Here is a 20,081-nt window from a genome sequence, read left to right on the forward strand (position 1 = left end):
ATTATTTCAATTCGTCCCTATTAACCTATTCATATATCTTTAATTTGAATAGGTTTGTATCATTCATTTAAGTTAATTTTTTTGCTGCCAAAACGGATTCTTTGAAAAAAAAAGAAGGGTTGCCCCTTCTAATCATAGCTATTTAACATTTATACTTGGGATTAGTCATCTAGTAAGTTAGGAAAAGTAACACAATCCTGTACAACTAAATCTTCATCTGGTACAAAATCTACTGCAGCAGCAGCAAAAGTTATCAGAGCTGTTCCAGCAAGATCAGTAAGGGTAATGGCATATGTGTCATCAGCTGATCCGATATTTTCTACTAATGTCAATGTGAACAATACAGTCCGGTCAGCAACTCCAGGGTCTGCAAAGCTTACTGTACCTGCCCCTTCAACAGTCATCGTTGTTACCCCAAGAACCTCTGTACATTCCGGCATTCCAATTTCTGAAGCAGTAAACGTAAAGCTTTGATCTACAGTACCTGTTCCTGTTCCTGTTGGAACAACGAAATCTTCGACAATCCAGGAAATAGTGCTCCCAGTTAATTGACAGTTATCGCAAATCTCAGCATTAAGTTCCGTAGTATAAGTTCCTGCAGCTAACGGTGTATCAAAAAGAATTGGTGCGAAGGTAATATCAACTGGACCAGTCAATGGATCTGTATCCACAAACGCCTGGCAATCACAGTTGTCGCGAGGGAAGAAGTCACATTGTGCAGGCCATTCGAATTCCGGACATACGCCGTTAGTAGGAAGTTCAATGTCATTTGGACGCGGGAAGCAGAATTTAGCAAGTACTTCTAGTTTTACATCTGCTTCTACTTGAATCTCGAAACAGATATCCAGCATAACCTGAAGGCCAAGGTCTGGGTCTCCAGTTTCGATGAAGTTAGTGTCACAGTCTAGTGAAATTAAACGGCAGAACACGTTATCAGCTGTAAACGGTTCTGGAGCACAAACAACTAAACGGCGGGATTCACTGATAGTAGGACGGAATTGGCAAATGATAGCACCTGTGCTATCAAAGATTGTAATTAGCGGTCTAATAGTGAAAATGACTTTTACAATGGCCACTTCTACTAGTCTGCCGCCTAGCGGAATTTCACGTCTTTCAATTCTGGAAGAAACTGTACACAATGCGTTTCCATCCGTATCTGGAGGATCAAGCGGGAAGAAGCCTCCTACATCTGGAACTTCGCATGTTACATCTAGCGGTGTTCTTCCTGCTGCAACCGCTGCAGCAACTGCAGCTGCGCAATCATCCGGCAAGGTTATACCTGTATCGGTAGAAATAGCATCAAAAACCCAGTCATAAACCTTGGATACCCGAATACATTCTTCTTGAACGTTATTAGGAGTCAATTGGGATCCTCTAATAGGTTTCAAGCAAATCATCCTTTCTAATAGGTTGTGTTTTCACTTCATAGTATGGATATATTTAGAATTGTGTTCTAATCAAATAGCCTGTTTTTGTTGATTCTCACGAATTCGGTCTCTTCTTCATATATATAGGTGTTACAAATGCAATTGATAAAAGGAGACTGTACACATGACCTATTCTGTTTTTATTGATGGCGAACTTTTAGGCAAAGCTCTCTATCAGTCAGCAGTTAGCCTAGCATTATTTTGTGAGCAGCAGGGATTTGAAGCAGTTATTGATCAACACAAAGAAACGATTAATATTGAAACCGGAAGAAAACAGCACCCTATCTCAATTTCTGCTCGTTCAAAGAACCAGCCAAGCCAGGACGCTGTTCTAAAATTGAATGATATCCTTAAAGCTGAGGGTCTGGATCTTTTGAAAGAGCCAAGTATCATTATATATTTGGATAGCATTGACCAGCAGTATTCTGATCAGCAATTGATCATTGAACATAATGTTCTTCTTGATGAAAGGCTCAAAAATCTTCTCATTATAGAGTTTAATAAAGCAAAAATACCTTTTGTTTTAAATGAAAAGAAAAATTTAGCTGCTGATGGGAAACAGCAATTAGCCTTCAGATCTCAATTTAACGAAGATGATCGACTAATATTAAGCATATCTCGTGCTTTGATCAGGTACTGCAGCGTCAAACCTGCTGCAAATAATTCGGCTATAGTGCCAATGCCACTTATAAAGTCCTGGTTAAGCTCCTTTTTAGATCAAGCACCACTGCCTAATACACAAGAAAAGAAAGCTGTAACAAAGGGTCCTGAAAAAACCATGAAACCCGAAAAGAATAAAAATAGCTCAGCAGTCAACAGCCAAGACCAAAGATTAAAGAAAGCCAATGCTGAAGTATTCCTAAATTACACAATGCTCATTCCAAGACCGGATGATGAACAAAAAGAGTATATGGTGAACGGTTCAATCATAATGAAAAATACTGGGGATCTTGATTTAAAGAATCCTGTCATATGCATTAAAATCCCCGTCGAACAAGGAATCTCTTTACAGGGCCAGATCCTGCCGCCTAAACTGGTTGCAGGTCTGGCAATGAAGGGCAGTGATGGAGAAAAAGGCTGGAAATATGTATATGATGATTGGAGAGATAGGGTGAAAACCAAAGGGGAATATTGGATTACTTCCATTCAGGAATTAACTATTCCCCCTGGAGGCTCTGAAGTATTCAACGGGTTAAAGGTCCTTATAAGAGAACCTAAAAATTCCTCAGTCGGTATCCATGCATTTGTATACTTTAATGAAGGCAAACAACAATACGCATCCAACAACACCATTTCACTTTCATTTTAAGCCTGTGTTAAACAGGCTTTTTATTTTGCAACAATCTGCCTATTAGCACATAGGATAGTGTATATGCTCCTAATTGTAAGGTCAGGAGGGCACATACATGTTGAATGCACCTTTCATTAAAGATAATGGGAAACAAGACTATAGAAATCTTCAGCAAAAAGTGATTTATCTTACTGCTGAAATCTCAAAATATAAAAATAAAATTAAGGAATATCAAGAAAATTATCATTACAGCCAATTGGAAACTTTGAAAAATGAGAACCAATACTTAAAGGAACAAATCCAAAAAAACCAGCAGGATGAATTAAATATAAAAGAACAACTTAGTTTTGCAATAGCCCGTTATGAAATGAAGCTGAAAGAACTTTCTTCTAAAGAAGCAGATTACCTCTCTAAGATTGAATCATTAGATGAACAAATCCAAAACAGTCAGAAGCTTATTTCAAACCTGCAGGAAAATAACACCTCTTTACGTCAGGAAATTGAAGAGTTTCATAAAAATAGAATCTACCTGCATAAACAACTTTCAGAAAAAGATTCTGATCTTATCAGATTGAAAAGTGAGAATAAACATCTCCAATCAAAGAATAATGACTTTAAAGACTTAGTTGTAAGTATGAAAGATGAATTGAACAAATACTCAAATCAATTAGAGACAATCGAAAAAAAGGATCAGCTAATTATAGACGACCTGCAATATAACCTATCCATACAAAAAGAGGAAAATGAAAAGCTTCTTCTTGAAATACTGGAATACAGTACCTTAATTAGTGAATATGAAGATAAAATAAAGAAAAATGAAATGAATATAAATGAATTAAAAATAAAAGATGATAAAAACCTTCAGCTTCAACAGCAAAATGAGCAGCTGGAAGCATTAAACAGGGATTTGTATGAAGAAAAGGTGTTGTTGGAGCATGTACAAAAAGAAATAATTGCTCAGTTACTATTAATTAGAGATGAGATCAAGGAATATCCAAACTCCCCTTTTAGTTCGGATGTTATCTCTTACGGTAAACTTATGGGCAATGTTAAGAAATAATGTATTGCAGCTGAAAGAATGTAGAATATCAGAAAGGAGAATGAACATGCTCCGCAATCATACTCCCAATATGGATAACCAGATACAGCAGAAAATCACTAACCTAAAATCAGAATTAGCCAAATGTCAGTCCATGCTTAGCTCCCCTTTTAAAAGAGATGACTCAATAGAATTCGAAAATAACATGATGCAAATTAATGAATTGATCAATAAAAATGATACCTTGAGAAAGAAATTGGCTTTATTATCTGAAGAAAATAAAAAACAAAGGTCATATTTGCATAACCTACAGAAATCAGTTTATGAGCTTCATAATAAAGATTTAACAGATGAACTTTTTATAAAAGAAGATAAAGAGCTGATTTACAAATTAGAAAGACGAATTTATGAGCTTGAATTAACGTTTTGGGAAATGCATTGTAAAATTGAGAATTTGGAAAGGGAAAATGAAAGACTGATTCAAATACCTGAAAATGAAAATTCACTTCACTTATTCCATAAATCAGATTCTGGTGACACCAGCAGTGAGATCATTATATTAAAGGAAAAAAAGAGGCTTGAACAATTAGTAAGTATAGAAACGAACACAGTAACAGCCTTCAGCAAGCCAAAGCTTCAAAAAATGTCTAATAATGAAGCAGAAATTATTAATCCTGGAACTGCCCGCAATATAGAGCTTGAAAGGGCTATAAAACTTTTGGAGGGGGAAATTTTATCATTAGAAAATAAATTGAATGATCAAGAATAAAACACGTCTTTGAATAAGTCGTGTTTATTTTCTATCATTCTCCAATAAGTGTGAAGGCTGTATTTCTCAGTTAGTTTTAGAGTGCTCATTTTGGGTAAATAAGAAGTAAGCAAACACAAGGAGGAGATACTTATGAACAAAGACCAGACAAATGGAAATGTGGACCAATTAAAAGGCGAATTTAAAAAGCAATATGGCAAACTGACCAATAATGAATCCAAAGAAGCTGAAGGGAATATGGATAAATTCAAGGGACAGGCACAGGAAAAATGGGGAGATGCAAAGGAGGCACTCTCAAAGACTTTCAGTGATCGCAGAGATTAATAAAAGTACTCAACGCTGCATTTGAGCGTTGAGTACTTTTTCATGAGCAGAATGATTAAAAAGTCGTTTTCGCCCCTAAATAACGAGGCTTCCAATATGAATTATTCATATCACTGATTTCTACACCTCGTGAAGAACCAGCATGAATGAACTTGTAATTGCCAAGGTAGATACCTGCATGTGATGGACCGGACTTGTATGTTTCAAAAAAAACCAAATCGCCCACTCTTGGTGCTGCAACATGTTTTGTCGCGCTCCAAATGGATGCTACAGTACGAGGAATAGAGATTCCCACTTTACCATATACATAGTTCAGGTAGCCGCTGCAGTCAAATCCAGCAGGTGTGCTTCCTGCCCATTCATAAGGTGAACCGATGTATTTCTTAGCTTCAGAAATCAGTTCATTCACCTTTGATGTCGTTTGGCCTGCAACCTGTGATTCTGCCGGCTTGCTTGATGCCGTACCAGATACTTTTAAAGTCTGACCAGCATAAATCAAGTCAGAAGAAAGGTTGTTCATTGCCTTTAGTTGTGAAACCGATAAGTTATGGCGAGATGCAATACCTGAAAGAGTGTCTCCTCTTTTGATGGTATAGGATCCAGTGCTTGCAGGAGCAGAAGGTGCAGCAATGTTAGCCGAACCTTTCACTTTTAGCTTTTGACCTGGATATATCGTGTCACTGCTGAATCCGTTTAAACTCTTTAGTGTACTGACGGAAAGGCCGTGTGTTCTTGCAATTCCCCATAAAGTATCGCCCGATTTCACTGTGTAGCTGACTGTACCGCCAGAAGACCCTCCTGTTGAAGCGTCATGGCTGTGCGGTGCCAGAAGAGTCAGAGCTTGTCCTTTATATATTATCGATCCTGATATATTATTCCATGTCTTTAACTCTTCAATTGAAAGATTGTTAGAGCGGGAGATTCCCCATAAGGTGTCGCCAGACTGAACTATATATTTATTTTCATGAGCACTTGCTTCTCCATTGAACGGTGTAATCAAAAAACCAGCTGTCGCAGCCATTGTAAGTAGTTGTTTCTTCAAGTTGTACACTCCTTAAATTTCTTTGACAACCTAATATTAGTAATAATTCTAGTAAAATCCTATCTGAAAATAATGGACAAATAGGTAAAATCATCTATAATTTCATGGAATTCCCTACACTGGTTAAATTGTAGTAACTTTGTCCTGTATTTATTAGTAGTTATTTCCACAATAACAGGGGTAACCGGGTAAATCTTCGTCATATTTCGGACTATTCTGATTAAACTTTCTTTTCCCCAAACAAAAAATAGATCAGCATTTTAAAGCTGATCTACTTAAAGAAAACTCCTTACTTTAAATCCATATTCTTTTATTTTCTGCTCTGCGTGTCATTCCCAAAGTATCAAGTTTTTCGAGAAAAGGAATCATATACTTTCTGGAAAGACCCAATACATCCTTTGCATTGCCCACTTCAAATTCAGCAGCTGTGCTCTTTTTCAGTTCTTCTACTGCTTTTCTAAAATGATCACCATGCCAATAGTATTGTGCATCTAGCGGTACGACGATTTCCTGGTCTTCTAAATAGCGTTTTAAATCGCCTTTGAGATTCTCTGGGATTCCTGCAGAAGCATAATATTCATCGAAAGGCTTTACTTTATAGCCATCTTTTTTTAAGTCAGCAAGAAGATTGTCAGTGCGTTTTTGCCAGCTTTTCGGTACATGCGGATAAAAACCTTTATTCTGTAAAAACTGGCCTTTTCGTTGGAACGCGCTCTTTTCAATCGCTGCATTCAAAACAAATTCAACCAGCATTTTAGGATATTTATTCTGCATTGCCTGCAGCAATTCTGCTTTATTGGCCCCTTGCTTCATTGGATTTTCCAGGTGGAACTCATTCAGGCGGTCAGCTATTTCTTCCTCTACTGCCTCTTTGATGGCTACTAAAGTGAATTCCTTGCTGTTAATACTCAGAAAATCTTCTTCTTTAAGTATTTCTTTAACCGTCAATTCATCCAGTGAGGTTTTTGCTGTAATCTCTGAAACCGTAAGTACCTTATCATCTGACAACGCCGTTTTTATGCGATCTTTCGGTGTCCCTTCTTTTTTCCGGCTTAAGTTTTCAATGGTTTTTTGGCCGAACCGGTATTTTTCCCCGTTGGGATCTATAACCCAGCCCCCGCCGATAGTCTCCTGGGGACTAGGCCGTCTTAAAATGAACCTGTCTCCCCTTTTGGCGACGACTTCTTCTTCTAAACGGAGCTGGCAGAGAATTTCTCCCTCTGAATTGGATAAATCATTACGGTCAAAAAAGACGATTTTGCCCATGACCTCAGCTGTACCAATATGGCATTTGATCGGCATTCTCTGTTTGACGATATGCTCTAAATCTCCCACCATTCTTACTGCCACATCAATGGTTTTCGTGACGCTGAAATGCCCAGACGATACAAGGACCTCTCCCCGCTCAATATCCTCCTTCGAAACACCCGAAAGGTTAATGGCTGCCCTTTGCCCTGCAAATGCCGCTTTTGCAGGCTGATGATGTACCTGCAGCTGGCGTGCCCTGGTCTCAATACCATTTGGCATGATTTTCAGAAGCTGTCCTTCTTCGACTTTTCCTTCATAAACAGTTCCTCTGACTACGGTTCCCTGGCCTTTCACCGTAAATACCTGATCGATTGGAAGGCGGAATGCGCCTTTTGCATCCCGTGTGTCCCTTTCTTTCAGCGTAAGAATAATCAACTGCTTTAACTCTTCAATCCCTTTGCCTGACAAGCTATCTGTTAAAATAAATGGAACATCTTCAAAAACAGTTCCTTTCAGTTCCTCAATAATTTCTTCTTTTACAAGGCCGGTGAACTCTTCGTCCACACGATCAATTTTTGTTATGGCGACAATGCCATTTCGGATCCCCAGAAAATCAAGAATTTCCAGATGTTCTCTTGTTTGCGGCATAACACCTTCATCTGCTGCAACAGCCAGGATGACTAAATCAATACCTGCAACACCTGCAATCATTTGCCTGATAAAACGTTCATGACCCGGTACATCCACTACTGAAATTTGAATTTCCTCATCTTCATGTAAAGGGGCAAATCCTAGTTCTATGGATATTTGCCTTTCTTTTTCTTCTTTTAGCCTATCTGTATCCACGTTTGTTAATGCTTTAGTCAATGTAGTTTTTCCATGATCGATATGGCCAGCCATACCGATTGTAAAGTATCTTTTCATCAAATCTGCCACCTGCTTCTTTTTGCATTCTTGTTCAACTGTATCCTGAAAAAAAGAATCTTTCAATCATCTGGTTTTATAAGGACAGCATCGCACCTAATGCTCCACAATACGCCCCATTTTGAATAAAGACAGGTTTCTTGCCAAGCATGGCGGTATATTTCTCTAACAGGTGCTTTAACGGGGCATTATGCCGAAGTGTGCTTCCTATATAAATTATGTATTCAATTTGGTGCTGATCTGCGGCCTGAGTGCTTAAGAGTACTATCGTTTCAGCAATCATGCTGGTTAAACTGGCAGCTTTGTCTTCCTTGCTTACTTGATCATCCTTAATTTTCCCAAAATTGCTCGCAGTTAGGCTTCCATCTAACGGTGAATCGAATGGTGAATAAATATCTTTGACCAATAAATCTGCATTCTCTGCTTTCCCGCTGGCAGCCAGCGAAACGAGCTTGGAAAAGTCACCTTCACCAGTCAGCAATCTTCCCAGTCCCATCAACGTGCCCCCGCCAATGCCGCTCCCGGTCACCCTTGAGATACTCCCGCCGTTGTTTAGGGAAATCGAGGTTCCTGTGCCTATACTTATGAAGAGAAAATTTTCATAGGATAATCCATCTTGCTTCATCAAATAGGATGCACCCATACCGCAAGACTCAAATTCAGGAACAATCCGGGCATTTTGAAAAAACTCATTTTGAAGGTATTCAGCCTTCCCGCCTGTTAAGGCAATTGGCGCATCAGCAGCAGTCATTTTCAGCCAATTCATTGAACTGTACAGCTCATCAATCGGATAGCTTTTGTAATGGATTTGACCTTGTTCTTCAAATGCCATTTTCAGCAGAGAACCTCCAGCATCAATCCCTATTTTTGCAGGTTTCATGCAGATTCCGCCTTTCCATCTTTATTTTTCCAATCATTTTGAATGGCAGCAGCAATAATGAAAACAGCATTAATGCCGCTATCTCCAGTGTTATTATGTAATAAGGGTAAGGTCCGAAGTAATCTAATAATGAAGTATTCTCAGGCTTACGGGAAAGGAACATATAATTTCCTCCTGTTAGCTTGTTTGCGAAAAATACCGCAGCTGCACAGAGATTCAGGAAGATAAAAGATTGGAACAGACCCTTTCCTGTTGGCCTGAATTGATGAACAAACACGAAATAAAGGCAAGTCCAAACAATTAGATTATGAGTAATAAAAAATTGAAAATAGCGAAAATGAGGAAAGCCTAAAAACAGCTCGGGAGTCAGAATGGCCATTATTGCCCCCGTGACGCCTATGTAATAGACAATCTGGAAGACGGCCTTAGATTTCGATGCCAATAATAACAAGCAAAGGACTAAGCTTATGGAGCAAAGCTGGAGCGGCAGAGTGAAGGAAAGATCCCATTTCCCGCCATGATAAAGCCAGAAATGGTAAAGCAGCTCCAGTGTAAAAAGCAGCAGAAACATATACAGCCTGAATTTTTGATCAAGCCGGTATAACCCTTTTCTGAATATGAATAAAAGCGCTGATGCTGCTGCAAATAACACAATCATGGCAATATGAGGCGCGGAAAAAGACATAAAAGGGAAAGCTTTATAATCATGAGAAAATACATCGGACAAACTATTCTCTCCCTTCCGGGCTGGAGACTGCTCTCCGGGCCTGGAAAGGACTAGTCTCCAATTAAATTATTTATTAAACCAAAGGGGATCATCATTATCAGCTTCCCCATTATAATTAATCAATACCTCTTCACCTGCTTTAATGTCTCTATAAGCGAAAAAGTCAAAGGTATGATTGTCAAAGTTAATATCATATACTGCATTTGGCTTGTAGGAATGGTTAAAAAGCATCCCATAGCCTAATAAAATGGCACTGTGATTTTTTCCGTATTCAAATGCATAATCAGCCAGAGCCGTTTTTTCAATATGCTGATGTTCTTTGTTTGGATAAGGAAGGACCGGAGCCTCATGAATCAGTTCACCCTTCTTAATATCACGAGTAGCAAAGACTCCTCTATTATGTTCGCCATCGCTTACTGCTGATGTCTTAATTTCGATCATTTCATTACCTGCACATTCTCGTCAATGACGTTTTTTTATTTTTCAGCGAGCCTAAACTCACCAAATTCCAATTTCTTCGTGGTTTCAAGCTGAATCACTACAGGAGAGTCCAGCTGGATGCTTTTATAAAATAGCGGACCGTCATAAACAAATGTATGATACTCACCTGATTCACCCATTGGACAGACAGGCTCATCTTCAATTTTGCTTACAAAGTCTTGATTAAGTTCCTTGCCCAGCCAGGAGCTGTCCAATACATCTTCCCGGACACGTATGACTTTGGCTTTATAGCCTGATTCCGCAAAGGCCTTTAATGCCTTAAGACTATCTTTCTCCTCCATCCATAATGGATATACCGCATCCAATCCTGCTTCGGCAGCTGTTTTTTCTCCCCATTCGCGGTGACCATCCAAGTATAGATCCCCATATGCAATGCCTGTAATCCCATATGTATCTTTTATTTTTCTTAAATCACTCACGAAACGTTCCGAGTAATCCTCAAAAGTACAATAAATAAACTCTGCAGGTATGGACAAGCTTTTAGCCTGAAGCTGGATTAATTCCTTTTTTTCACCATGCCCGAACGTTCTGCCAATTTCCTTTGGAACCGTTGTCAGAAGGCATGCAACCTCGTACCCCTGTTTTATTAGAACATCTAGAGCCAGACAGCTGTCTTTGCCGCCGCTCCATGATAAAACGACTTTCTTCCTCAACAGTCTTCACCAACTTTAATAGTATTGGAAAAAGGATAGAAGGTCTATCCTTTTTCCTTGAATCCTAATTTAAAAATTGAAACTGTGTACGGCTTCCTGTCTGGCTTGCTGTTACTTCCAGACGTGCATCAATTCTTTCCTTCAGCTCAGGAACATGAGAGATGATGCCTACAAGCCTTCCGCTGCTTTGGATTTCGATTAATGCTTCTATTGCCTGATCTAATGATTCGGGATCAAGTGTTCCAAATCCTTCATCAATGAACATCGTCTCAAGGGATACCCCTCCTGCGTATTGCTGCACCACGTCCGCCAGACCAAGAGCAAGTGCGAGCGCGGCTTTAAAGCTTTCTCCGCCAGATAAAGTTTTAACATGCCTTTCCTGTCCAGTGTATTGATCGAACACTAGCAATTCCAGGCCGCTTTGTGCGTTGCCCTTTGACCGGTCTGTTTTTCGAAGCAGCATATATCTTCCGCTAGTCATCTTTGATAAACGTCCGTTGGCTTCCCTCAGTATATCATCTAAAAAGGCCGCCAGGACAAATCGTTCAAAAGTAATTCGGTAAGTGTTCTGCCCTTTTGAAATTTCATACAAGTGCCCGATTACTTTGTACCTTTCCTCCAGGGCTTTCATATTTTCATTTATTTCTTCGATTTTTTGCATAGTCTCTTTATTTTGCTTTTTCATCATAAACAGATTTGTATATTGATCCTGCAGCAGTTTCAATTGATCATCTGTTTCCTGCAATAATAGCTGCAAGCTATCCAGGTCAGGTTTTTCAATCCCTTCCAAGAGGTGCCCCAGCTCAGCGTATCGATCATGAACAGAACGGACTTCTTCCCGATATTCCCTTACTTCACCTTCAAGCTGCCTGATCTGATCCTCTGATTTTTTGGCATCACGGTATTCTCCGTAGACTTCAAAGCCCTGGTCCTTCATGCGCTGCACAAAATTCTGCCTTTCGGCTGCAAGCTTTTGCTCGATTTTATCAGCCTGCTTTTGAAGTGTCTCCAGTTTTGCCTGTTCTGCCAAGAGGGCCGACTTTGCATCTTGATAATTCTGCTGGGATGATTCCAGCTGCCTTTGCATAATTTCAAGTTTCTCAGCAGCAGTTTTCAAACTTGACTCATAAGCATCAATAGACCGCAGGTTTTCAGGAATAGTATCCGTCATCCTCGCCAAGTTGCTTCTCTTTTCCGCATGCAAAATGGCTGCGTCATTTATTTGGTCTTGCAGCCGGTCAATTTCTGCAGCTAGAGCTTCTTTCCTCTGCTGTGTTTTTTCTAACTCAGCAGTACAGTTTTCCAGCCTTAAAGATTTCTTCTTCAGTTCAGCATGAATTTTCAGAAGATCCTTCTTTTGATCGGCAAGAGTATTTTTCAGCACAAGCAAACTTTCTTGTTTAAAGTCAGGACGGTGTTTTTGTATTTGGGCTGTGAGTTCAGCCAATCCACTCTCGCTGGAATTCATGCGGGACTGGGCTTCATAAAAAGCAGACTCCGCTTTCGCTTTCTCGGCTTCAATTTGAGCTGCCTGTTTTTTTGCTTCCTTTAGGTCTTTTTCATCCGGAATATCATGCGGAGATACAGCCGGATTTGGATGGTGTTCTGAGCCGCAGACCGGACATGCCTCCCCGTTTTGCAGCCTGTTTGCCAAGATCGATGCCTGTCCATGAAGCCACTTGCCCTCCAGTTCTTCCACAAGCAGTTTGGCATCAGTCAGCCTGGATGAAGTCTGATCAAAATAATTTCTCTTATTGCTGAAGGCATTCATTGATAATTGATGCTCTTTATGCAGCTCTTCATATTTATGAAGCCGTTCTATTTCGTCTGTCAGTTTCTCCAGGTTTCGTTCATTCTCAATCTGTGCAAGCTTACTCTTTTCAATGTCCTGCTTTTCTTCAGAAAGTGTTTTTATTTGTAAATCAGCTTTTTGATGGGCTTCATCTTTCTGTCTCTTTTGAAGCCGGAGGTATTCAAGATTTTTTTCAAGAGAACGGACCAGCTTTTCCACTTTTGCATACGAGAGAATGTCCTCTTTCATATTTTGCAGGTGATTAACCTGTTCGGCAGCTTGTTTTCTTTCTTCCTCGCGGTTCTTTTCAGATTCCCATTTATCTTGCTTTTCTTTTAGGAGAGTTTCAAGAGTGCCTATATTTTTCTGAAGCTCATGAAGATCGGCATGTGCTGCATCAAGATCTTTCTTCAGTTCATGACAGAGCTGCTCCTGCTGATTAAGCAGGGCTGCTTTCTGGGCAAGAGCAATGGCATTCTCTTTGGCAGTATATTGGCCCCTAAGCCCCTCCAGCTCTTCTTTCCTTTGCTTTAGCTCTTCTTTCGTCTTCAGCTGTTTGAGTACCATTTCAGCTTCATAGAGCTTTTGCTGAAGATGATCTCTCTGTTCCTTCTTTTTCCTGCCTGCTTCTGTCAGCTCAGCAAGGCCTGCTTCCATTTCCTTAATTTCCTCTGCAAGAAGCGGCATGAGCAGGGTATCATTAACACTTCCTGCTTCGAGGCAGTATTTCAGCTCCTCGCTATATAAAGCCTGAACCTGATTAAAATACTGATCTCTCAGTTTTATCTGTTCTTCTACCGTTCTTTTTAATTCAGTTGCATCTTCTTTTAGTTTTTCTTCTATGCTTTTGTATATTTGAGTATGGAATAACCGCTGAAGAATGACTTCCTTATCCTTGCTTTCAGAAGTTAGGAGCTTTCGGAACTCTCCCTGGGGAATCATCAGAATTTGCCTGAACTGATTGCTGTCAATGATCATAATTTCTTTTATCTTTTCATCAACATCCCTGACATTTGAAGCCAGGAGCTTTTGCTCTCCATTTTCACCATACATATACAGTTCTGCTTTGGCACTTACTGTCGTCGTGCCATCGCCGCGCTCTTTTTTCTTTTCCTGCTGAGGAGACCTAGTAATATAATATCTTTTATTTCTTAAAATGAATTCGAGGGAAATCTCGGTTAGTGTATTATTTTTCGCAAACTGGCTTCGAAGTTCGGGGCCATTTCGATCCTCCCCGCTCGCCTTTCCGTAAATCGCATAGCTGATGCCGTCAAAAATAGTGGTTTTACCTGAACCCGTCTTTCCGGAGATGACAAACATGGTCCGATTTCCAAGTTCCGTAAAATCAATGCTCTCACTGTCTGCGTAGGGGCCGAACGCCTGCATCGTTAATTTTAATGGCTTCATTTCAGCGCCTCCTCCCTTAGCACTTTTTCGATCACATCGGTCATAACCTGCTGTTTATCTTCTGTAAATTCGGAAGTGGTCATTTGTTCATAGAATTGTTTAAACAGATCAAGCTCCGACTTTTTCTCTTCCTTCATCGAAAGGAAGGAGCTTTTTTTCTTCATATCTGTAACGGCTATCCTTCTTTCAAGGTGAAGAACATTTGGGTAGACCTGTCTCAGCTTATTAATCGGATCAAGCAATGCGCCTTCATCAAAAAGGGTGATTTTCAGATAGTCATCAAGGTTCTGTTTTTCATAGAAAGCTGGATCCATCAGTTCATCCAGATGCCCTTCGATCTCTCTCAAGTCTTTTTTAGGCTTTAATGAACGAGTACGCAAGTCAAATTCACCATTCTCCTTCATTTCTATAATAGAAATGGATTTTTCCTGTTTAGCTTCGGAAAAAGAATATTTTAATAGGGAGCCTGAATAGCGGATCTTGTCATGCTTTATGGCATCAGGACTATGCAAATGACCAAGTGCCGTATAGGAGAAAGGATCAAAGCTGCTTGAATGGACACAGCCTGATCCTCCGACAGAGAGGGTCCTCTCCGATTCACTGGTAGCACCGCCCAATACAAAAGCATGTCCGACAAGAACGTTCGGTTCATTTGGATTCAGGTACTCTTCAATTCTGTTCACAATTGCCTTCATTGCATCATCATGGGAATGCACACGGTCGTCATCAAGCAAATGCCTGACCATTCCGGGTTCAGCATACGGAACCAGATAAAAGTTCACACCATTAATATGTATGGGCCTAAAATCATTTACCAGTTTTCCAGACAGGTAGAACTTGCTTTGTTTGTACCAGGAGCTACCAAAGGACAGCCTTTCAGCGCTGTCATGGTTTCCTCCTATGGCAACCACAGGTGTATTGAGCTCTACATTTATTTTAAAAAGGATTTCATTCAGCAATTCTACAGCATCAGTCGGAGGTACGGAACGGTCATATAAGTCTCCTGCAATAACGACTGCATCCGGCTTTTCTTCCTCTACCACATCAATAAATTGATGCAAAAAATGACGCTGATCTCCGGTCATATATACACCATGGACCAGCTTGCCCAAATGCCAATCAGCGGTATGGATAAATTTCATATCTAACACCCTCTTTTCCTTGCCTGAGATTCTTTCTGCAATGTTACCATTATACCAAATCAAAAAACGGCAATGGCTCAGCAAAATTTGACAGAACATTCGTTCTAATTATATCAGAGATTATTTCCAAAACATAGCATTATTCGAAAAGAAAAAGAGCCCAACAAAGGCTCTTTCATCTATTGCTTTTTTAGCTTAGGGAAGTTAATCAAAATGGCTATAACACCGCAAATGCCAATTAATATTGGATAAATGGAATATGCCATGATGCTCACCGGCGAAATGGCAGCGAGCCCGGAAGCAGCCAGCATCTGTGCCCCATATGGGATAGTCCCTTGTACAAAACAGGCAAATATATCAAGAATACTTGCTGATTTACGTGGGTCAATCTCATATTGATCTGCAATTTTTTTGGCAAGCGGCCCTGCAATAATGATGGCAATTGTGTTATTGGCTGTAGATAAATTTGTCAGGGTGACAAGTGACGCAATACCAAATTCAGCTCCCCTGCGAGATTTTATTTTGCTTGTAGCCATGTGAAGCAAGTAATCGATTCCCCCATTAAATCGGATGATCTCAACCAATCCGCCAATGAGGATGGCAATTATCGCAAGGGTCTGCATACCAGCCATTCCTTCAGCAATCATTTGCAGGAATGAAACAAAGGTATAGCTGCCGTCTGCAATTCCGATCAGCCCTGCAAGAAGGATACCCCCGCTAAGGACAAGAATGACATTCATGCCAAGCAAAGCTGCAGCCAATACGCCAAGATAAGGGATTACTTTCAAAAAGCTGTAATCCCCGCTGGTTACCACGCTTTCCTGACCTGCTGTTAAAATCCCAAGAATCAAAGCCGTAAGCAATGCAGCAGGCAGGACGATTAAGAAATTCACACGGAATTTATCGGTCATTCTCGTTCCTTGTGTCCTGACCGCTGCAATGGTCGTATCAGAAATGACGGAAAGATTATCCCCGAACATGGCACCGCCTATTATTGCTGCCATGGCCAATGCGACGGAAATATCTGTCTCCGCAGAAAGAGCTACACCAATTGGAGCGAGAGCTACAACTGTCCCCATTGATGTTCCCATTGATAATGAAATAAAGCATGCAATGATAAAAATTCCGACCATAAGCAGATTCTGCGGGATAAAAGAGAGTGCAAGGTTCACTGTTGAATCAACTGCACCCATACCTTTAGCTGTACCAGAAAAGGCCCCTGCCAGGATAAAAATGATGGACATTAATATAATATCGGGATGACCTGCCCCTTTAGTGAATATCTCTACTTTTTCCATGAATGGCTTTTTTCTGTTCATTGCCAGTGCTATTCCGGCTGTAGCGGATACAATGACAATGATTGGAATGCTATTGAAATCTCCGGTTGCTATGCCGCTTCCAATAAAAATTAGAAGGAAAGCCAAAAGCGGCAATAATGCCCAGGGATTGCCCTTGTTTTTCATTAAAAATCTCCTCTCCGAATGGATTTTCCAGCAAAATAAAAAGACCTCTTCAAGCAAGAAGAGATCTTAACAAATCAATCGTTCTCTTCTTATCTGCCAAGCACCTATGCTTGCTGGATTTGGCACAGCGCTCTATAGAGCCCGCTGCCGAGACATCTTCGGGCCAGTCCCTCAGTCTCTCTTGATAAGTGATTTATATGAAATTATTCTGAAATAACTCACGCTTGAAAATTATACAGGAAACTCGCGAAACTTCAAGCACTTTTTTGTTATAGATTAAGAATCTGAATAATACTTTAAAAGGGGAAAGATGGGGATTATGAATTTAAAAAAGCCGCAATGCGGCTTAAAATTAATGCAGATCTTTTGAATTTGGCGGGGAATGCCCCTTTTTCAGCTCCTGAAATATATCACCTGATGCTTGTGGTGCAGGCTGAACGGGTGACTGCAAAATCATTTCTCCTATCAGCCTTTTAAATTCTCCAACAGTCAAAGGCTTCGCATCATTCATTAACTCATACCCAAGCTGTCCATTCGGTTCAAGCGTAGCCATTTTGACATCTGAAATTTTTGTGATTCCGTTGGTTCTAAGCCTCATTTCCAGCTGATCAGCTGTAAAGCGCAGCTTCCTCATATTTGCTGTTTTTAGCTTCCCGTCCTCAATCACAATTTTGGATTTGCCCGTTATAAATTTTTCAATAAAATTAAACTTTACCTGCAGATATTCCATTAATATTAATGATCCGATTAAGATAGCTGCTGCCACAATCGTTTTCCAAACACTTGTCTCAATGATCGGCTGAATGATAATGGTACCTATTGAAATCATCACAACTGTTTGAGCTAATGTCATTTGCGAAATGGATTTTCTTCCGGCCACACGTAAAAGCAATACCCCTGAAAAAATTAAAAGGACTGATTCCCATAAAAAATCCATCTTATACCACCTTCCCTTTTTCCCATAGGTTGTGGCATAGCAGGTACTTATATACAATCGTTGATAAATAAAACAGCCTGACCAAATGGCCAGGCTGTTTTTGTATGGGTCTGTCGATTATAGTTTAGTTACGTTAGCTGCTTGAGGTCCGCGTGCACCTTCAACAACTTCGAAAGAAACTTCTTGGCCTTCTTCTAAAGATTTGAAACCTTCAGATTGGATAGCAGAGTAATGTACGAATACGTCGTTTCCGTCTTCACCTTCGATGAATCCGAAACCTTTTTCAGCATTGAACCATTTTACTTTACCGTTTTTCATGAAAAAAATCCTCCTATTGGCTAGAAAAAGCCATGTGTAAATTCACCATATACACGCTTATAACTTTACGTTCATTACTCATCCAGACCATTGCCTAACGGTTGAAAAAGCAGCTAGCAAAATATAACACGATGCATAACGGCTGATTCAAATTTAGCACTTATAGGAAGGAATGTCAACTATACCACCCGTTTGCAAAAGGAATTTTCAAACTATTTCGTCTTCCGCAGATTCCAAAATGTGTAAATCTATCATGATATATCTACCATTTTAGAGACAATCAGACAAACAAATTATATGATGCATTCATAAAATATAGAAAACAGGATCAGGAGGTGAGTGGATTGAACTTACTGGATTTTTTAAACCAGAATTATTACATGCTGGTCCCGGCCTTGTGGGTAATTGGGTATGCATTGAAACAGACACCAAAAATTCCTGATTGGTCCATCGTATGGATTCTTGTAATCATTTCTGTTTCCGCAGGCAGCCTGGCATTTGGCTTTTCTTTTGAAGGGCTCCTTAACGGAATCGTTGCAGCAGGCGTTGCGGTGCTTGGACATCAAATGATGAAACAGACTATAGAAGGTGCATATAGCAATAAAAAGAATTAGATGATATCAAAAAAGGTTCATCCCAATTAGGATGAACTTTTTATTTACTCTATTATTTTAAGCTGGCCAGAACTTTTTCAATATACTCGCCAGTCATTTCCTGTGCTTTTGCAAAACTGTATACATGATTCGATGCCCAGTAATCATAAAGCCTGGCAAGATCATTTCGGTCATATACTTTATTCGCAAATGTGCTGAAGAAATAAACGATCAGGACATTCACGACATTTGCCGGCAGCTGTTTTCTGTTTGCAAGCGTGCCCAAAGCGATTTTTTCCAATCCTCTAATATTACCGCCTGTTAAGTATTCAACCATCTCAAGCGGGGAGGAAGTTTCACACTTTTGAATAAAATCAGGGTCATTTAATAAATTTAACATAGGTCTCTCCCCTCTATAACTTCTATTTATACACATTTGGAGGAGATCAATAAACCCTTTTGGGTATTTTGTATCAAAAATGATATAAATAGCTGAGATTTGTTAAATAAATGTCACTTGCTTTTAGGTTAACCGCGAATGAACCCTCCCTCGGAATGGATCACCTGCCCTGTTATCCACTTTGACTCTTCACTTGCCAGAAATGCTGCAAGATTGGCTGCGTCTTCAGGCTGGCCGATTCTGCCGGCTGGAAATTTAGGCAAGAGGTGATTTCTTATGCCTTCATCCATCCATGTAGAGTCTGTTGGACCAGGGTTAATCGCATTGACGGTTATTCCTAAATGAGCAATTTCTGTTGACAGAGTTCTGGTAAATGCCGTGATGGCTGCTTTAGTAGAAGCATAAGCCAATTCACCGGGCATTGGACCCAGCTCTTGTCCGGAAGTCATATTAATGATTCGACCGTAAGGCAAATTCCAATCCGGAAATCTTTTGGCGAATTCAGTGCAGAGAAGAAATAGGGCTCTCATATTAACCGCATAGTGTGCGTCCAGTGTTTTTGCATCAAGCTCCAGATATCCATCTCTTGTTGAATGAGCTGCATTATTAACAAGTATCATCGGCTTTCCAACTGTCAAGGCAGCAGATTCAAGCACCTTTTCTGCTGATTGAACATCCGATAAGTCTGCTTCAAGACCTTTGCATTCAACCCCGATTTCCGATATCTCATTGCTGAATACTTTTTCCCAATGGGGCTCGGCATCCCAATAAGTAAAGAATATGTTAAAATTTCGAATAGCCAGCTTTCGGCATATAGCAGCACCTATGCCTTTATGGCTGCTGACACCTGTAACAATAACAGTCTTATTCTGTTGATTCATCAGCTTTCCCTCCAATTTGGCCTGCTGCGGGGTAGCCAGGAGATAAAGATTCCAATAAAAAAGCAGATACACAACAAGGTATCAGCCAGCTTATGGTTTAAGAATTCACAGCAGGGCATACCTTGTTTTCATCATTTTTAAAAATAGAGAGACCTTTCCGACATTATGAGAAAGCTGCTCTATTTTAGCTTAAAATGATTACATGTTCTGCCACATAATAGAATCTCAATTCCCCTTCCGTATATCTCCTAGTTTGAGAATATCTGCAGGGCCGGGAAAAATCAACATAATTTTTCAGATTGCTCTGTTAGTTTCCGTCATAG

General features: G+C 40.1%; 19 protein-coding genes and 1 riboswitch. Of the genes, 5 read left to right on the plus strand and 14 right to left on the minus strand.

What is annotated here, in order from left to right; all coding sequences use genetic code 11:
• Positions 1-161: 161 nt before the first annotated feature.
• Positions 162-1,388: a hypothetical protein gene (locus tag MKY20_RS18905; RefSeq protein ID WP_009334811.1), complete on the minus strand. Its 1,227-nt coding sequence runs from the start codon at positions 1,386-1,388 to the stop codon at positions 162-164.
• Positions 1,389-1,551: 163 nt separating this feature from the next.
• Between MKY20_RS18905 and MKY20_RS18910 the strand changes: the two genes are divergently transcribed.
• The 4 genes from MKY20_RS18910 to MKY20_RS18925 all read left to right on the plus strand — a co-directional run bounded on the left by MKY20_RS18910 (position 1,552) and on the right by MKY20_RS18925 (position 4,850).
• Positions 1,552-2,736 carry a hypothetical protein gene (locus MKY20_RS18910; protein ID WP_019382440.1) on the plus strand — a complete coding sequence of 395 codons (1,185 nt, stop codon included), beginning with the start codon at positions 1,552-1,554 and terminating at the stop codon, positions 2,734-2,736.
• Between the two features lie 97 nt (positions 2,737-2,833).
• Positions 2,834-3,778: a hypothetical protein gene (locus tag MKY20_RS18915; RefSeq protein WP_217025048.1), complete on the plus strand. Its 945-nt coding sequence runs from the start codon at positions 2,834-2,836 to the stop codon at positions 3,776-3,778.
• Between the two features lie 4 nt (positions 3,779-3,782).
• Positions 3,783-4,526, plus strand: a complete 744-nt coding sequence (locus MKY20_RS18920; RefSeq protein WP_254786582.1) for a hypothetical protein — start codon at positions 3,783-3,785, stop codon at positions 4,524-4,526.
• Positions 4,527-4,658: 132 nt separating this feature from the next.
• Positions 4,659-4,850: a CsbD family protein gene (locus tag MKY20_RS18925; RefSeq protein ID WP_251175215.1), complete on the plus strand. Its 192-nt coding sequence runs from the start codon at positions 4,659-4,661 to the stop codon at positions 4,848-4,850.
• Between the two features lie 55 nt (positions 4,851-4,905).
• Here MKY20_RS18925 and MKY20_RS18930 read toward each other — a convergent pair whose 3' ends face one another.
• The 11 genes from MKY20_RS18930 to MKY20_RS18980 all read right to left on the minus strand — a co-directional run bounded on the left by MKY20_RS18930 (position 4,906) and on the right by MKY20_RS18980 (position 17,884).
• Positions 4,906-5,892 carry a C40 family peptidase gene (locus MKY20_RS18930; RefSeq protein ID WP_285856470.1) on the minus strand — a complete coding sequence of 329 codons (987 nt, stop codon included), beginning with the start codon at positions 5,890-5,892 and terminating at the stop codon, positions 4,906-4,908.
• A 294-nt stretch (positions 5,893-6,186) separates the two neighbouring features.
• On the minus strand, positions 6,187-8,064 hold the full coding sequence (selB, locus tag MKY20_RS18935; RefSeq protein WP_251175213.1) for a selenocysteine-specific translation elongation factor: 1,878 nt from the start codon (positions 8,062-8,064) through the stop codon (positions 6,187-6,189).
• A 76-nt stretch (positions 8,065-8,140) separates the two neighbouring features.
• Complete coding sequence (gene coaW, locus MKY20_RS18940; protein WP_019382446.1) at positions 8,141-8,944, minus strand: type II pantothenate kinase; 804 nt, start codon at positions 8,942-8,944, stop codon at positions 8,141-8,143.
• A complete protein-coding gene (locus MKY20_RS18945) occupies positions 8,919-9,671 on the minus strand; it encodes a YwaF family protein (RefSeq protein ID WP_341002423.1) in 753 nt (250 codons plus the stop codon). The genes coaW and MKY20_RS18945 overlap by 26 nt, the downstream gene beginning before the upstream one ends.
• Positions 9,672-9,737: 66 nt before the next feature.
• Complete coding sequence (locus MKY20_RS18950) at positions 9,738-10,112, minus strand: SET domain-containing protein (RefSeq protein ID WP_061791647.1); 375 nt, start codon at positions 10,110-10,112, stop codon at positions 9,738-9,740.
• Between the two features lie 35 nt (positions 10,113-10,147).
• A complete protein-coding gene (locus tag MKY20_RS18955; RefSeq protein ID WP_019382448.1) occupies positions 10,148-10,825 on the minus strand; it encodes a Dph6-related ATP pyrophosphatase in 678 nt (225 codons plus the stop codon).
• 64 nt (positions 10,826-10,889) lie between these two features.
• On the minus strand, positions 10,890-14,024 hold the full coding sequence (locus tag MKY20_RS18960) for an SMC family ATPase (RefSeq protein ID WP_341002429.1): 3,135 nt from the start codon (positions 14,022-14,024) through the stop codon (positions 10,890-10,892).
• The gene (locus tag MKY20_RS18965; protein ID WP_252246343.1) at positions 14,021-15,166 is read right to left on the minus strand and encodes an exonuclease SbcCD subunit D; all 1,146 of its coding nucleotides are present in this window, start codon (positions 15,164-15,166) and stop codon (positions 14,021-14,023) included. Before MKY20_RS18965 ends, MKY20_RS18960 begins: the two co-directional genes overlap by 4 nt.
• A gap of 179 nt (positions 15,167-15,345) precedes the next feature.
• Positions 15,346-16,629: a Na+/H+ antiporter NhaC family protein gene (locus MKY20_RS18970; RefSeq protein WP_071157838.1), complete on the minus strand. Its 1,284-nt coding sequence runs from the start codon at positions 16,627-16,629 to the stop codon at positions 15,346-15,348.
• 86 nt (positions 16,630-16,715) lie between these two features.
• A riboswitch (SAM riboswitch) is annotated at positions 16,716-16,820 on the minus strand.
• A gap of 161 nt (positions 16,821-16,981) precedes the next feature.
• Positions 16,982-17,566, minus strand: coding sequence for a DUF421 domain-containing protein (locus MKY20_RS18975; protein WP_019382452.1), 585 nt, complete (start codon positions 17,564-17,566; stop codon positions 16,982-16,984).
• Between the two features lie 117 nt (positions 17,567-17,683).
• Positions 17,684-17,884, minus strand: a complete 201-nt coding sequence (locus MKY20_RS18980) for a cold-shock protein (protein WP_009334826.1) — start codon at positions 17,882-17,884, stop codon at positions 17,684-17,686.
• Positions 17,885-18,219: 335 nt separating this feature from the next.
• On the opposite strand from MKY20_RS18980, the gene MKY20_RS18985 reads away from it, so the two are divergent.
• On the plus strand, positions 18,220-18,498 hold the full coding sequence (locus tag MKY20_RS18985) for a phage holin family protein (RefSeq protein ID WP_372675447.1): 279 nt from the start codon (positions 18,220-18,222) through the stop codon (positions 18,496-18,498).
• A gap of 52 nt (positions 18,499-18,550) precedes the next feature.
• Here the strand turns inward: MKY20_RS18985 and MKY20_RS18990 are convergent, their stop codons facing one another.
• Both MKY20_RS18990 and MKY20_RS18995 read right to left on the minus strand, forming a co-directional pair.
• A complete protein-coding gene (locus MKY20_RS18990; protein ID WP_009334828.1) occupies positions 18,551-18,877 on the minus strand; it encodes a hypothetical protein in 327 nt (108 codons plus the stop codon).
• Between the two features lie 128 nt (positions 18,878-19,005).
• The gene (locus MKY20_RS18995) at positions 19,006-19,761 is read right to left on the minus strand and encodes an SDR family oxidoreductase (RefSeq protein WP_034297172.1); all 756 of its coding nucleotides are present in this window, start codon (positions 19,759-19,761) and stop codon (positions 19,006-19,008) included.
• Positions 19,762-20,081: the final 320 nt, after the last annotated feature.

The organism is Cytobacillus sp. FSL W8-0315 (genome assembly GCF_038002905.1).
In the GTDB taxonomy this organism is placed as follows: Bacteria; Bacillota; Bacilli; order Bacillales; family Cytobacillaceae; genus Cytobacillus; species Cytobacillus pseudoceanisediminis.